Below are 13,364 nucleotides of genomic sequence, written 5' to 3' on the forward strand. Positions count from 1 at the left end.
GGGCCAACTACGTTGGTCATTGCATCCCTCTGTGCCTACGCAGTACACCTGCCCAAGTAGCAAGACCAGCCAACAGACATGGAACTAGCAATGACTTGCACTAGGAGTAGTCATGTCGAATGTTGCTGACGTGGCCAAGGCGCTTGGCGACCAACGTATGCATCAGCTCCATGAGGGCACAGAGCGCATTCTGGAAATTGCTCGCACTGCGCCAGCATTTACCGAGAGCTTGACCCATCTTCTAATTCCGCTAAGGTCAACAAATCCAGCTGCTCACGGTAGCGAAATCCAACAGCTGGTTGATCCCGACCCCAGGGTTGAGTGGAACTACATCACGCTGGGCGCTCCCGACGGTAGAAAGTTTGCCCGAGGCAACCCATTCATGCGGCGTACAAGTCCTCTTGGCTCGCCCGAGTGGTTCGTCACCTTCACTCTTTCTGAGCAATTCATGCGACTTGGAGCGTGGTGGTTCACTCAAACCTGGCGTGCTGCCGAGTTAGCCGAGGCGGCTCGTGGCGCGTTAGATGAATGGACCGTGTTGGTAGCTGCTGCCTGCGCCCGATCACTTCTTGAAGGTGCGGCCTATTTAGCGGAAGAACTGCCGGTTCTCGTCGAGCTCTGGGATGGCTTCAAAAGCCAGGGAAGCCCATCTATCGAACGCCTAAACAGCTTCGTTCACGATCTGAACAAAAGGGTTACGGGCCTGGAGTACGCATCTCGGATCGGCCAATCTCAGAAACGTCCCCCTCAGATCCTCAGCAAGAACGTCATGACTTACATGCAGAAGCTCGCCAAACGTGAGACATCCATCGATGTGATGGATACGTACGAATGGCTCTGTGACGCAGTCCATCCCAGCCTTGGATCGAGAACGACCTATGTTGCGACAGCGTTCCGCGATAACGCCAACACTCACATCCTCGAGCGCTATGAACGGTATCCGCTCGAAACTCTGGTGGCGAAATCCCGAGGACTCCAACCGAGAGTTGCACAGAAGGCGGCTGACGCCGTTATTCTCGCAACGGAAGTACTCGGCGATGACCTCGCTCGCGCCCGATGGGTGGTCGAAGATCTCTGCCTGACAGCTGAACTAGCCACGTCATTGACGCTCGATGTCACACTGGCTCGCACTACACCCGAGCGAAATGAGATGTGCCCGTGTGGCAGCGGGCGCAAGTTCAAGCGATGCGTTCATCGGTGGGGTGAACGGGCGATACCGCTCAGCTAATGGCCGATGGGGTTGTCGACCGAAGAACCCCGGAACCGAACGCAGTCGCTCAGCGTCTAACCTCATATGGACGAGATTGAGCGCGAAGCGCTGAGAGCCGATGGTCTGGACCCCGATGACCCCGGCGTGGTCGCGGCGATAGATTTAGTGCGGTGGGAACTGGAGTTATTCGCTAGCGCATTATTGCCAGATGTGACACTCCGAGGATGGTCGCGTCCGGCGACACGCCGAGACAACCTCCAAAGTTGAACCCACAACCTTGTTCACCTCCAAAATTGCTCAGTATCCATATAACTCGGGTAGTTGACAGTCCAGTTATCCACAGTGATAAGCAAGGTGGTGCGCCAGTTATCCACAGTTAGCCAACAGGGGTGGTTTCAACCGGCGCTGGCAAGGTCTACGTTGTGCGGCATGACCGCTCTGGGCTTCGCAGTCGCTTTGTCTGCGACTACCGCTTTCTCATTTTGTGCATGGCTTGGGTTCTCTGCGTTCATCACGCATCTGCGTCCCAAAGAAGCGGAGAAGATCATCCGGGCTACAGGCCGGTGGTTTCCGCTGCGGATGCCCCTGCGATGGCCCTGGCATAAGTGAGAATGACCTACTCGCCGCCTGACGCGTACGACTCGACTCGCATAATGTCGTGGTTCTCGTCCAGTTCGATTCCTTGAATCCCGTTGGCCTTCATGTTGGTTAATAGATCGTTGATCTCAGCGAACGGGCCGACTGCCTTGAGTTCCTGGGCCATCTTGAATACCTCGCCCAGCTCGAAATCGAGATGCTTGCCGACCCAGCTAAGTCGGACACCCATCGAGCGCATCCACGTATTGCGGGCCGTCACGTCCTGACGCTCCCACCACGCCGAGAACTTCTCCCCGGTGCCCTGCCAGGTCCATCCTGAGGGCATGATCTCTTCCGCAGACAACACTTCCTGTCGAGCTGCCAACGCAGCGATGCGGGCGTCTAGCGCAGCCCGTTGCGGGGTACCCGGCCGATACGCCGGTGAGCCGATGAGGCCGGTTACGTCGATGAGTTCGGCGCTGATATCGGCCAGCTCTGCCGAGTTGTCAGAACCCGAGTCCCACACGCGTTCAAGGCGTTCGGAGTTACCGAGGAGAGCTAGAAGCAGCTGTTCAACTGTCGAGTCTGCGTAGTCCATCCGCAGTGTCGTGTTGCCGCACGAGCCCGTCTTGGTGTTTGACACTGAACGGCACCGGTACCGGGGCGTCTTGGAATGGCTGCCGCCGTTGAACTGGTAGGCAGGTTGCTCGCACTTCCCGCAGTGGACCACCCGCAGCAATAGCGATGAAGACCGCTTTGTGGGCTCGCCCCGGCGCCTCCGGCTGTCAAGCTCTGTGCGGAGCTGCTCCAGCATCTGCCGATCAAGAATCGGCGTTGCCCTGATCACCGGGGCCCCGTCGTCACCTCGGACAGCGGAGCCGTTGGCCTTGGTGGCGTACCCAAGCATCGAGTCACTCGTCAGCGACCGGCGCAACGGCGTGACATTCCACGCCGTGCCCTTCATCGGCTTGCCTTGGAGCTGGGCTACCCGATCCTTGACCGTGGGCACACCCCGAGCCGTGAGATCTCGTGCGATCTGTTGCAGCGGCTCCTGTTCAAGGACGCGAGCAACGACCTCGTGGATCACTTTGGTCTGCTCGTCGTCCTGCACGAGCCGCCAGGTCCCTTCCACGTCTTTCTGGGGCTTGTACCCCCACGGGGGAGTAGAACCCCGGTAGTGACCTTTCGACACCCGGAACCGCTGAGATGAAGCGTTGCGCTCGGAAATGGCCTCCAGCTCCATCTCGGCCACAGTGCCGATCAGCGCGATCAACACGGCCGCAAACGGTGATGTCATATCGAAGTGGGACTCGGTCGCTGAGACCACCAGCTTGTCGTTGTCCTCGGCCCAGTTGACCAACCGTTGTAGCTGCCGGATCGACCGCGTGAGCCGGTCGACGCGGTAGGCCACGATCACGTCGAACTGTTCTGCCTCGCCGGCCAACCAGCGGGCCAGGTTCGGGCGCTTCTTGCGGTCGAACGGATCAACCGCGCCGGATACGTCGAGGTCTTCGGCTACGTCGACAACTTCCCAGCCTCGGCGGTCGCAATAGTCCCGGCACTCTTCGAGCTGGCGTTCGGGGGAGGTCGTAGCCTCGGTGACACGAGATAGCCGGGTGACTATCAGGGCTCGCTTGGTCATGGCTGTAATAATGTACTACTGAGACGGCCGTCGTGGACAAGCCCGCCGAGGAAGAAGATCACGGGCACGGCCATCACGGCCACGCTCACTAACTAGTTCGCAAAACACCCCCGGTCCTGTTGGGCCGGGGGTGTTTTCGTTGCCGCTTAAGTTGCGTTGCCGACCAACGCTCCTGCCGGCAGCCACCCCGGCTCGTCAGGCAACACATTGTCGTCACGCACTGGGTACGTCTCGGGGGTGCCGTGGATCTCCAACGGAACGTCTGCGGCTTCGTAGTAGGTGCAGGAGCTTGAGTACCTACCTCCGCTGCACGTTGAGCTTGCGTTCCGGTGGTAGGGCGGCGAGAAGTACATCCGCTTCCGCTCCCACGATCCATCGGCCTGCTTGGGACCGTCGCAGATCATCCTGCGGTCGCCGCCAAAGAGGCCCCAGTGGATAACCTCACAGCCACCCTTGTAGTCGGCCTGGGCCGGCGGCGCCGCGAGAGCCCCGAACGCAGCCACGAAAGTCGCGGCGGCAAGGAAAGTACGAACCACGGAAAACTCCTGTCTGAATTAATTGACGGAACTGTAAACGATGCCGCCGACACTGCGGACGCATATGCCGGACGCTGCAACCTCGGCAACGAAATCGGCCACCGCCACCGGCTTACCCACGGCGGCAGTCTCGGGTTGTCCCTTTCAAGCCACGGGTTGAATAGCGTCCGAACCGAACGCGGCATCTTTCGACAGCGAGGAAGAAGATCTGGCCGGTGATCACCACGGCCACGCTCACTAAGTAGTTCGCAAAACACCCCCGGTCACCAGGCCGGGGGGTGTTTTGTTTCGGCATGGACCGGATCTTTCAGTGGTTGTGGGATCGGTACGGGCCGAGGTACTCGTGGGCGATCTGCGCCCTGGTTTACCTGGCTGGGCTGTCCGTCTACCTCGCCTACCCGTTGGTCATCGTCGCCTTCGAAGGATCCGATCGCTACGTCGAGGCGGCGGTCATCACCTGTATCGCCATGTTGTTGCGGGTTTACCTGCTGGTTCTTCCCGGCTCAAAACCGCTGCGCCTGATCGAAGGGTGGGCGGCGGGCCGCCAACGCGATCCGATGGAGGCATTGCGCGCCACCTTCACGTACGGGCGGAGAACGACTGCCCGAGTGCTCGCAACCGATGCGATTTGGGCGCCTTGCCTTGGGCTAATTGTCGGTGGGATCGCCGGAGCGACCGGTTGGCGACTGGCCCAGTACGCGATTTTTGGTGCCGCATACGGAGCAGCCATTGGCGTGGTCGGCGTGCACAGTTTCAGTGAGGGATCGCTGCGGCCGGTGCGGGCCGCGATCGCCGGTGACACCGGAATTGGTGACACGCTGCCGCGTTCCCATCCCACTTTCGCCGCGTGGTCCAACATCACCATGCTCGCGATGACATTCGCGTTCGGCACGGGGACCGCGCTTGTAGCGTCCGCGATCGACCGCGCCCGTGAGGACCCTGTCGTCTCTGTCCTGATCGGGTGCGCGTTGACGCTGATTGCCGGGCCGGTCGCAGTCATGACGATGTCGCCCTACATGCGGCCGATCCGCGACCTCGCCGAAGGTACTGAACGCGTTGCGGCAGGCGATTACACCCGACGCATCCCGGTGGTCCAGGACGACGATCTCGGCGCGCTGGCAGCATCGTTCAATCGGATGCAAGCGGGATTGACCGAGCGGCAACGACTCCAGGCGGCGTTCGGCACGTACGTCGACCCGGGTTTGGCGGCCCGGCTGCTCGAGCAAGGCGACGACGTGTTCACCGGCGAGCGTCGTGAGGTGACAGTGATGTTCGTCGACATACGCGATTTCACGCCGTTCGCCGAGTCGAACCCCGCAGAGGATGTTGTCGCCCGCCTCAACGCGCTATTCGAGATCGTTGTGCCTGCCGTCGTCAACGCCGGCGGGCATGTGAACAAGTTCCTCGGCGACGGTGCTCTGGCGGTGTTCGGCGCTCCGAACGACCTTGTGGGCCATGCCGATGCGGCGGTGAGCGCCTCGGTCGCGATGCAGCGACTGGTCGCCGAACGCTTCGAGGGCGCGCTACGAATCGGGATCGGCATCAACACCGGTGTGGTGATCGCCGGGACAATCGGTGGCGGAGGGAAGCTGGAATTCACCCTCATCGGTGATGCAGTCAATGTCGCTGCCCGTGTCGAGCAACTCACCAAGACCACTGGTGATTCGATCCTGCTGACCCAGCAGGCCGTTGACGCTCTGGAATCTCGACCGGCCGGACTGATCGACCGCGGATCGCACGTGATGAAAGGAAAGTCAGCGGCTGTGAAGGTCTTCGGGCTCGACGCATAGTTCCATCACGCCGAGTCTGAGCGGCGAGATAGCGACCTGAGCGCAGGCTCGATGAGTTTCTGGGCCGCCGATGGTCGGTACGGGTATGTCTGACGAAACCATGAGCTCTGCGTGCACCATCAACGCGCCGGCCGAAACCGTGTTCGCGGTGCTGGCCGACCCGACCACCCACCAGGCGATCGACGGCACCGGCTGGGTCCGGGAGTCACTCGACGGCAAGCCGCTGACCGAAGTGGGCCAGATCTTCCGGATGGCGATGTACCACGACAACTTTGGCGGCATGCACTACGAAATGGCCAACCGGGTGGAGGTTTTCGAGCCTTCGCGCGCGATTGCGTGGCTGCCTGGCCAGGGTGACGACGACGCCACTATCGAGTTCGGCGGCTGGATCTGGCGCTATGACCTTGAGCCGCGCGGGGACGACCGGACGCAGGTCACCTTGACGTACGACTGGTCGGCGGTGCCGCCCGCACTTCGCGAAGAGATCGAGTTCCCGCCGTTCGACCGGCAGCACCTGGACAACTCGCTCAAGCACCTGGCCGGGTTGGCACAGGATCGGTTGTAGCGGTCGGCTGAATGGACACCAGCCGCAACGCGTCCGGACGGGCGTCGTCGGACACAAACCGCACGATCAGGCTGTCGGGAGGAAACTTGGTGGCCAGGTCGTTCAGAGTCCGGGGCAGGAACACCCTGGCCTTCGCATTGCCGTACCAATTGGGGTTGGAGGGGGAGGTGTCGAGATTGCCGACCTTGTCGATCTGGGTGTCCCATTCTTGAACCGGATCCGGCGGTGTATCGCCGAATCCGGTCGATTTCAGGTACGCATCCGCTTGTCCTGCAAGGGTGATCGCCGTGCTGCCGCCGACCGGCGTCCCGGTGATCGTCCCGTCGATCACATCGGCCGTCACCGACTTCAGCCGCGCTGTGCACACGTCGTCGACCACGTTGGGTGGAACGCAGAAGCCGGGCAGCGGGTTCGCGTGGGCTGGAGGGATGTTCAGGACGGCCGGTACGGCAAGCGCAGCGGCCGCAGCACCGACAGCGGTCATTGCGCGGCGACGATGATTCGGCATCGGGCTATCCTCCTTCGGACGCGCTGAACTGTATGTCGGCGCGCCCGCCACAGGAGTTACAGATCGTCAGCTCTCGATCGGCGCATACCAGTCGGCGTTGGTGAGCAGCACCCGCGTTCCGAGGTCGCGGTTCCAGTCGGGCTCGATGCCGTGGCGCCGCACGATGGGGAACACCACCTCGTCGAGCATCCGCGTCACGTCGCCGACGTACAGATCTTCCTTTGCCTGGTCACTCAGCCGGTTGTAGGCGTCCTCGTCGAAGTTCTCCGGCTCGAACGCTCCATAGCCGATGTAGGTGGAGCCGTCCTCGACCAGGCGGTCGGTGTCCTGGCTGTGGAAGTAGATGTAGCCGTTCCAGTGTCGGCTGTCGTCGCGCTCGTCGCCGATCTCGGCCGATGCGCAGGTTCCGCAGCAGGAGAAGTCGGCGCGGGCGATCACGCCGTTGGCGTTGAGTTCCTCGAACGCCGCCTGCGTCCGGGACCGGTAGTCACCGATCTCGGTCTGTTGGCGCAGTCTCGCTTCGCGTAGCGACGCGAAGGCTGCCGTGAGCTGCTCCTCGGTGAGCTCGTAGTCCTCGGCATAGGTGTCGAGGAAGTCCTCGGCGTCGTCGTTGCCGGTGACCAGCATGCCCCAGATCTCTGAGGTCAAACTGGCGCGGTCCTCGTCGTCCAATGGCAGGTCGGGAAGCGTGGCGTAGGCGGGGATCACGTTCGGGTTCGACGGTGCGCTCACAGCGCTGGGCCTCCAGATGTTGTCGGGACGGGCGAATCCGCCCGGCGGGGCGATCGTAACCGCGGTTACGCGTCGACGCGTGCACGAAAAGCGGGCGGTGACAGCCATGTGCGGCAAACGGCGCAACATTGCTACCGGCGTGGCGGCATGGTACGGAATGACGGTGACTTATCCGAACGACCCGTTTTCGTCGGCGGGTGGTGCGCCGAACCCTTACTCGAGCCCTTTCGGTAACCAGCCTCCACCGGCGAGTCCGTTTCAAGGTGGTGGCCATCAATTCCCGCCGGCGGACCCGTCGTTCGGTCAATTTCCTCCGGTCTTTCAGGCCGGGTATCAACCGGCGGGGCCACCGCCAGAACCGCCGCGCAAGAAGCGGAAGGTGTGGTTGGTGCTCACCGTGGTGGCTGCCGTCGTCGTCGCGTCCGCAGGGATCGGCACTCTCTTGTGGTGGTTGAACCGCGGCGGGGGAGCGGGCGAGGTGACTGCGGCGGGCGGAGGACCGCTGCCGGCGTCCGTGCCGCCGCTGGGTGACCTACGGCCGCCGGCCGATGTTGCGTTGCCCTCGCTGGAGAAACCGATCAGCGAACCGCGGTGGACCTACGAGACCGGCATTGACGCGTATGTGCTCGGCGGCGACGCCTACACCGTGGTGGTCGGGTCAGATCAGGGCGTGATGGCCCTGGACAAGGAGACCGGCGAACCGCGCTGGTCACAGGGGGTCAAGCCGCCCAAGGTCAATATCAACCGTTTCGGGAGCGCCAAGTGCGTCATCACCCGTTCGGCAAAGACCATGGGATGTGGACTCAATCTGAATCTCTGCTGTGGAGATCCCGAAGTGCTGGTGTTCCTCGATGTGGCAACCGGACGCATATTGAGCCAGCCTTCGTTGCCGTCGGACCGGATAACCAATCTTCAAGGAAGCGGTGACGGCATCGCTGTCGTTTTTCGCAATGAACTGGTCTCGTATGGCGCGGATGGCAATGAAGCATGGCGTGTTCGGCATGACGGCGTCTCGGTGTTCGGCGATCAAGGGGTCGTCATCACCGAGCACGAGGTGCTTGACGCCAACACCGGAAAGCCCATCGTGAGCGAACCGAGCACCTCAAATACCGCTTTTGCATCGGGATTCGCGGTGGAATTTGGAAACTCGTTCAAGTTCTTTGACTTCAGCGGCAGAAACACCGCCACCGTGGCCAGCGAGGGGTACACCCTGATGGGCAATGTGGGCTCCGGAAAGTACGACTTTCCCTTGGGTCGTCCTGGAAACACCCGGTACGGCTCGTCAGGTTTCTACTATCCGCTGGCCTACAACCGATCTACCGGCGACTTCCGTGCGTTCGACGGGAAGTCGGGACGTGTTCTCTGGACGTATCCCGCCGGCGCAGATGCGGTGCTTGCCAACATGATCGGGGGATTCGGCAGTGGCGAATTGTGCGTGATCGGTGTGCAGGAGACCTCGGATGCCAAGCTGAAGGCTGGTAGTTGCCAGGATGTCAACGTTGCGCCAACCGCGAATGTGCAGATGACCTTCTTCCTCGGATCCGATGGTGCGCGGTACTTGTACCGTGACCAACGGGATGTGATCTGTGTCGACGCCAGTGGGAAGGAGTTGTGGCGGAAGAAGTTTGACGATGGCTCTGACCAAGTCTGGGTGTCGGGCGGAGCGTATATCTCCGATCGCAACATCGTGATTCGGGTGATTTGACACGCGCCATCGGCTCCGCCCGGCAACGACCATTGACGCGACACGCCAAGCATGAGCGGGGTTTTTGATCCCGGGCAGCTCACAATGCGGATATGACGGAACCGCGGGAGTCGCCGCGTGGGGTCTCGCGTCAGACGTTCCTGCGCGGCGCCGTGGGTGCGTTGGCCGTCGGCGCGGTGTTCGGGTCGAGCCGGGCCAGTGCGGATCCGGCCGGCTGGGGTGACCTCTCGGCTGCCATCAACGGGAAAGTGGTACTTCCGGACAGCGGTGGACAATTCGCTTCGGCCAAAAGTGTTTTCAATACCAACTTCAACGGCCTGACGCCGGCGGCGGTCGTCACCCCGGCATCGGCGGCGGACGTGCAACGGGCGCTGGCCTTCGCTGCGACGCACAACCTCAAGGTCGCTCCGCGCGGCGGCGGGCACTCCTATGTGGGCGCGTCGACAGCCAACGGCACGATGGTGCTGGACCTGCGCCAACTGCCCGGTGACATCAACTACGACGCGGCGACCGGGCGTGTGACGGTAACGCCCGCGACCTCGCTGTACGCGATTCACCAGGCGCTGGCCGGTGCCGGGCGGGGCATCCCGACGGGTACCTGCCCGTCGGTCGGCGTCGCGGGGCACGCCCTGGGTGGTGGGCTGGGCGCCCAATCACGGCATGCGGGCCTGCTGAGCGATCAATTGGTGGCGGCGACGGTGGTGCTGCCGGGCGGCGCCGGGGTGACGGCCTCGGCCACCGAGAACCCGGATCTGTACTGGGCATTGCGCGGCGGTGGTGGCGGCAATTTCGGGGTGACGACGGCGCTGACCTTCGCCACGTTCCCGACCAGCGACGTGGACGTCGTCGGGCTGCATTTCCCGCTGGAGTCTTTCCCGCAGGTCCTCCTGGGCTGGCAGAACTGGCTGCGTACCGCCGACCGCAGCAGCTGGGCACTGGCCGACACCATCACCGATCCGCAGGGCGCGCACTGTCGCATCCTGGCGACCTGCCCGGCCGGCTCGGGCAGCAGCGTGGGAGCCGCCGTGATCAAGGCAGTGGGGCTGCAGCCGGCCAGCACCGAGAACCGCACGTTCAACTACCTGGATCTGGTGAAATTCCTGGCCGCCGACAATCTCAACCCGTCACCGCTCGGCTATGTCGGCGGATCCGACGTCTTCCCGACGATCACCCCGGCCGCGGCTCAGGGCATCGCTGCGGCATTCAACGCCTTCCCCGCTGGGGCCGGCCGCCCGATCGTCATCATGCATGCGCTCGACGGCGCGCTGGCCACCGTGGGCCCGGGTGACACCGCCTTTCCGTGGCGGCGGCAGTCCTCATTGGTGCAGTGGTACGTGGAAACCTCCGGTTCGCCTGCGGCAGCGGCCAACTGGCTGGCTATCGCCCATCAGGCGGTGGCGCCGTATTCGGCGGGCGGTTACGTCAACTATCTCGAAACGAACCAACCGGCGTCTCGGTATTTCGGCGCCAACTTGTCCCGCCTGGCCGCTACCCGGCAGAAGTATGACCCGGGGCGGATCATGTTCTCGGGCTTGAACTTCTGAGGGAGGGACGGCTCGATGGAGGAGTTTCCGCAGACGCCGGCGGCCGCAGCGGCCTTGGCGGTGGCCACGCGCTTCTATTCATCCGCTTTGCTCAACCACTGCATCCGTTCATATCTGTGGGGCGCGACGTATGCGGCGGCGCATGGCATCTCCTTCGACGACGAGCTTTACTACGTTTCGGCACTGCTGCACGACATCGGTCTCACCGACCCGTTCGACAGTCACCGGGTGTCGTTCGAGGAGGCGGGTGGGGGCCTGGCCTGGGTGTTCGGCGTGGCGGCCGGGTGGTCTGCCGACCGGGCCGGCAGGGCGACGGAGATCATCGTGTTGCACATGCGCGACGACATTTCGGCGGCTGCCGACCCTGAGTCGCACCTCTTGCAGGTGGCCACCGGCTGGGACGTCGTCGGACGCCGGCCGGAGGCGTTTCCCGCCGACGTGAGGACGGACATCCTCGCGCGCTATCCCAGACATTCGTTCGGGCGCGAGTTCATTGCCTGCTTCGAGGACCAGGCCGGCCGCAAACCGGGTGGCGCCGCTGCCGCATCAGTGGCCAACAATGGCGCCGAACGCATCCGGGCCAACCCGATGGACGCCTAGGTCGCCGTCGCTGCAACGAACCGAACAATCAGGTGCTCCCGAGACAGAGCAGCTGCCGCGGGCTTAGCCTCGGAACATTGGGACTCACCTGCCACCCGGACGAGTGAAGGAACCGAGCATGCGAGCAACCGTGATGTATGGGGCCGGCGACGTGCGTGTCGAGGACGTACCCGACCCCGTTGTGAAGGAACCCACCGACGCGATCGTGCGGGTCACCCGGGCCTGCATCTGCGGTAGCGACCTGTGGCCCTACCAGTCGATGCCGCACAAGGACGGTGGCAGGCGGATGGGCCACGAATTCATCGGCATCGTCGATGACGTCGGCGCTGACGTGTCCGGTTTGCGGCGCGGCGATCTGGTGGTCGCCCCCTTCGTGTGGGCGGACAACACGTGTGACTTCTGCCAGGAGGGATTGCAGACGTCGTGCCGTCACGGCGGTGGTTGGGGCGCGCCCGGCGTCGATGCCGGCCAGGGCGAGGCCGTGCGCGTTCCGCAGGCGCAGGGCACGCTGGTGAAGCTTCCGGTGGCGGAGGACGCGGCGCTCATGCCCTCCCTGCTGACGTTGTCCGACGTTTTCTGCACCGGTCACCACGGCGTGGTGACGGCCGGGGTGGGGCCGGGATCGTCGGTGACCGTCATCGGTGACGGTGCGGTGGGGTTGTGCGCAGTGCTGGCCGCCAAGCGGCTGGGTGCCGAACAGATCATCCTGAACGGCCGGCACACGGTCCGCACCGACCTCGGGCGCGAGTTCGGCGCCACCGATGTCGTCGCCGAGCGCGGCGACGAAGCCGTCGAGAAGATCCGCGAACTCACCGGCGGCGACGGTACGCGCGCGGTGATCGAATGCGTCGGGACCGAACCATCGCTGGCCACCGCCCTCGACGCGGTCCGCGCCGGGGGGCGCGTCAGCCGGTTGGGCGTTTCTCAATACACCGAAGTGCCAATGGGTTTCGGCACGTTCTTCCGCAATGTGACCCTCACCGGCGGTGTCGCGCCCGCTCGCGCCTACATCGAGGAACTCATGCCCGACGTTCTCGAGGGCATCATCGAACCCGGCCGGGTGTTCGACCGGACCATCGGCCTCGACGACACCCCTGACGGGTATCGCGCCATGGCCGACCGCGAGGCCCTCAAGGTGTTGATCGAGCCATGACACTGCTGCTCCAGGACCGCGACGAGCGCGGCGTCGTCACGCTCACCCTGAACCGCCCGCAGGCCTTCAACGCGTTGTCCGAGGCGATGCTGACCGCGCTCGGTGACGCGTTCGGCGCGCTGGCCGAAGACCAGACCGTGCGGGCCGTGATCCTGGCAGCTTCTGGCAAGGCCTTCTGTGCTGGGCATGACCTCAAGGAAATGCGGTCCGAGCCGTCGCTGGCGTACTACGAGCGATTGTTCGCACAGTGCACCACCGTGATGCTGTCGATCCAGCGCCTGCCGGTGCCGGTGATCGCCCGCGTCCACGGGCTTGCCACCGCAGCGGGCTGTCAGCTTGTCGCGATGTGCGACCTCGCGGTGGCGAGCGACGATGCGCGGCTGGCGGTCAGCGGCGTCAATGTCGGGCTGTTCTGTGCGACTCCGGGAGTGGCGTTGTCGCGCAACGTGCCTCGCAAGGCCGCCTTCGAGATGCTGGTAACCGGTGAGTTCGTTACTGCCGAGCAGGCCCGGTCGTTGGGTCTGGTCAACCGGGTGGCAGCAACGGACGCCCTGGACGACGAGATCGAAGCGCTGGTCGCGAGCATCGTCGCGAAGCCCTGGGTCGCCGTCGCGATGGGAAAAGCGTTGTTCTACCGGCAGATCGAGGTCGACATAGAGTCCGCCTACACCGACGCGGGCACGACGATGGCCTGCAACATGATGGATCCGAGCGCACTCGAGGGTGTGCAGGCCTTCATAGACAAGCGCCTTCCCGCTTGGGCGTCGGTACCTCATGCCGCGCAGGGGTAGGGCGGGCAGGGC

Annotated in this window: 12 protein-coding genes; 8 read left to right on the top strand and 4 right to left on the bottom strand. The window is 63.6% G+C overall.

The genetic code is table 11. From position 1 onward, the window contains the following. Nucleotides 1-112: 112 nt before the first annotated feature. The gene (locus AC4LGL_RS05685) at nucleotides 113-1,228 is read left to right on the top strand and encodes an SEC-C metal-binding domain-containing protein (protein ID WP_491837996.1); all 1,116 of its coding nucleotides are present in this window, start codon (nucleotides 113-115) and stop codon (nucleotides 1,226-1,228) included. Nucleotides 1,229-1,826: 598 nt separating this feature from the next. Here the strand turns inward: AC4LGL_RS05685 and AC4LGL_RS05690 are convergent. Both AC4LGL_RS05690 and AC4LGL_RS05695 read right to left on the bottom strand, forming a co-directional pair. Further along, nucleotides 1,827-3,428 carry a recombinase family protein gene (locus tag AC4LGL_RS05690; protein ID WP_491837997.1) on the bottom strand — a complete coding sequence of 534 codons (1,602 nt, stop codon included), beginning with the start codon at nucleotides 3,426-3,428 and terminating at the stop codon, nucleotides 1,827-1,829. 146 nt (nucleotides 3,429-3,574) lie between these two features. Then, nucleotides 3,575-3,964 carry a CDGP domain-containing protein gene (locus AC4LGL_RS05695; RefSeq protein ID WP_491837998.1) on the bottom strand — a complete coding sequence of 130 codons (390 nt, stop codon included), beginning with the start codon at nucleotides 3,962-3,964 and terminating at the stop codon, nucleotides 3,575-3,577. A gap of 293 nt (nucleotides 3,965-4,257) precedes the next feature. Here AC4LGL_RS05695 and AC4LGL_RS05700 point away from each other — a divergent pair, with 293 nt between their 5' ends. Further along, nucleotides 4,258-5,754 carry an adenylate/guanylate cyclase domain-containing protein gene (locus AC4LGL_RS05700; protein ID WP_491837999.1) on the top strand — a complete coding sequence of 499 codons (1,497 nt, stop codon included), beginning with the start codon at nucleotides 4,258-4,260 and terminating at the stop codon, nucleotides 5,752-5,754. An 85-nt stretch (nucleotides 5,755-5,839) separates the two neighbouring features. Next, nucleotides 5,840-6,319, top strand: coding sequence for an SRPBCC family protein (locus AC4LGL_RS05705; protein WP_491838000.1), 480 nt, complete (start codon nucleotides 5,840-5,842; stop codon nucleotides 6,317-6,319). Here AC4LGL_RS05705 and AC4LGL_RS05710 read toward each other — a convergent pair. Further along, nucleotides 6,282-6,803 carry a hypothetical protein gene (locus tag AC4LGL_RS05710; RefSeq protein ID WP_491838001.1) on the bottom strand — a complete coding sequence of 174 codons (522 nt, stop codon included), beginning with the start codon at nucleotides 6,801-6,803 and terminating at the stop codon, nucleotides 6,282-6,284. The genes AC4LGL_RS05705 and AC4LGL_RS05710 overlap by 38 nt on opposite strands. A 90-nt stretch (nucleotides 6,804-6,893) precedes the next feature. After that, complete coding sequence (locus AC4LGL_RS05715; RefSeq protein ID WP_491838002.1) at nucleotides 6,894-7,559, bottom strand: DUF6891 domain-containing protein; 666 nt, start codon at nucleotides 7,557-7,559, stop codon at nucleotides 6,894-6,896. A gap of 79 nt (nucleotides 7,560-7,638) precedes the next feature. Here AC4LGL_RS05715 and AC4LGL_RS05720 point away from each other — a divergent pair, with 79 nt between their 5' ends. The 5 genes from AC4LGL_RS05720 to AC4LGL_RS05740 all read left to right on the top strand — a co-directional run bounded on the left by AC4LGL_RS05720 (nucleotide 7,639) and on the right by AC4LGL_RS05740 (nucleotide 13,352). After that, nucleotides 7,639-9,264, top strand: a complete 1,626-nt coding sequence (locus AC4LGL_RS05720) for a BamB-related PQQ repeat family beta-propellar protein (protein WP_491838003.1) — start codon at nucleotides 7,639-7,641, stop codon at nucleotides 9,262-9,264. 92 nt (nucleotides 9,265-9,356) lie between these two features. Beyond that, complete coding sequence (locus AC4LGL_RS05725) at nucleotides 9,357-10,808, top strand: FAD-dependent oxidoreductase (protein ID WP_491838004.1); 1,452 nt, start codon at nucleotides 9,357-9,359, stop codon at nucleotides 10,806-10,808. 15 nt (nucleotides 10,809-10,823) lie between these two features. Next, nucleotides 10,824-11,408: an HD domain-containing protein gene (locus tag AC4LGL_RS05730; RefSeq protein WP_491838005.1), complete on the top strand. Its 585-nt coding sequence runs from the start codon at nucleotides 10,824-10,826 to the stop codon at nucleotides 11,406-11,408. A 118-nt stretch (nucleotides 11,409-11,526) separates the two neighbouring features. Then, nucleotides 11,527-12,561 carry a zinc-binding dehydrogenase gene (locus AC4LGL_RS05735; RefSeq protein WP_491838006.1) on the top strand — a complete coding sequence of 345 codons (1,035 nt, stop codon included), beginning with the start codon at nucleotides 11,527-11,529 and terminating at the stop codon, nucleotides 12,559-12,561. Continuing rightward, nucleotides 12,558-13,352 carry an enoyl-CoA hydratase gene (locus AC4LGL_RS05740; protein WP_491838007.1) on the top strand — a complete coding sequence of 265 codons (795 nt, stop codon included), beginning with the start codon at nucleotides 12,558-12,560 and terminating at the stop codon, nucleotides 13,350-13,352. Before AC4LGL_RS05735 ends, AC4LGL_RS05740 begins: the two co-directional genes overlap by 4 nt. The last annotated feature ends 12 nt before the right edge of the window (nucleotides 13,353-13,364 follow it).

This window comes from Mycolicibacterium arcueilense, from assembly GCF_058536225.1.

What these genes read in the sequence shown, in the direction of transcription:
- AC4LGL_RS05685 (WP_491837996.1), top strand. Translation starts at nt 113, where the DNA reads ATGTCGAATGTTGCTGACGTGGCCAAGGCGCTTGGCGACCAACGTATG.
- AC4LGL_RS05690 (WP_491837997.1), bottom strand. Translation starts at nt 3,428, where the DNA reads ATGACCAAGCGAGCCCTGATAGTCACCCGGCTATCTCGTGTCACCGAG.
- AC4LGL_RS05700 (WP_491837999.1), top strand. Translation starts at nt 4,258, where the DNA reads ATGGACCGGATCTTTCAGTGGTTGTGGGATCGGTACGGGCCGAGGTAC.
- AC4LGL_RS05705 (WP_491838000.1), top strand. Translation starts at nt 5,840, where the DNA reads ATGTCTGACGAAACCATGAGCTCTGCGTGCACCATCAACGCGCCGGCC.
- AC4LGL_RS05710 (WP_491838001.1), bottom strand. Translation starts at nt 6,803, where the DNA reads ATGACCGCTGTCGGTGCTGCGGCCGCTGCGCTTGCCGTACCGGCCGTC.
- AC4LGL_RS05725 (WP_491838004.1), top strand. Translation starts at nt 9,357, where the DNA reads ATGACGGAACCGCGGGAGTCGCCGCGTGGGGTCTCGCGTCAGACGTTC.
- AC4LGL_RS05730 (WP_491838005.1), top strand. Translation starts at nt 10,824, where the DNA reads ATGGAGGAGTTTCCGCAGACGCCGGCGGCCGCAGCGGCCTTGGCGGTG.
- AC4LGL_RS05735 (WP_491838006.1), top strand. Translation starts at nt 11,527, where the DNA reads ATGCGAGCAACCGTGATGTATGGGGCCGGCGACGTGCGTGTCGAGGAC.
- AC4LGL_RS05740 (WP_491838007.1), top strand. Translation starts at nt 12,558, where the DNA reads ATGACACTGCTGCTCCAGGACCGCGACGAGCGCGGCGTCGTCACGCTC.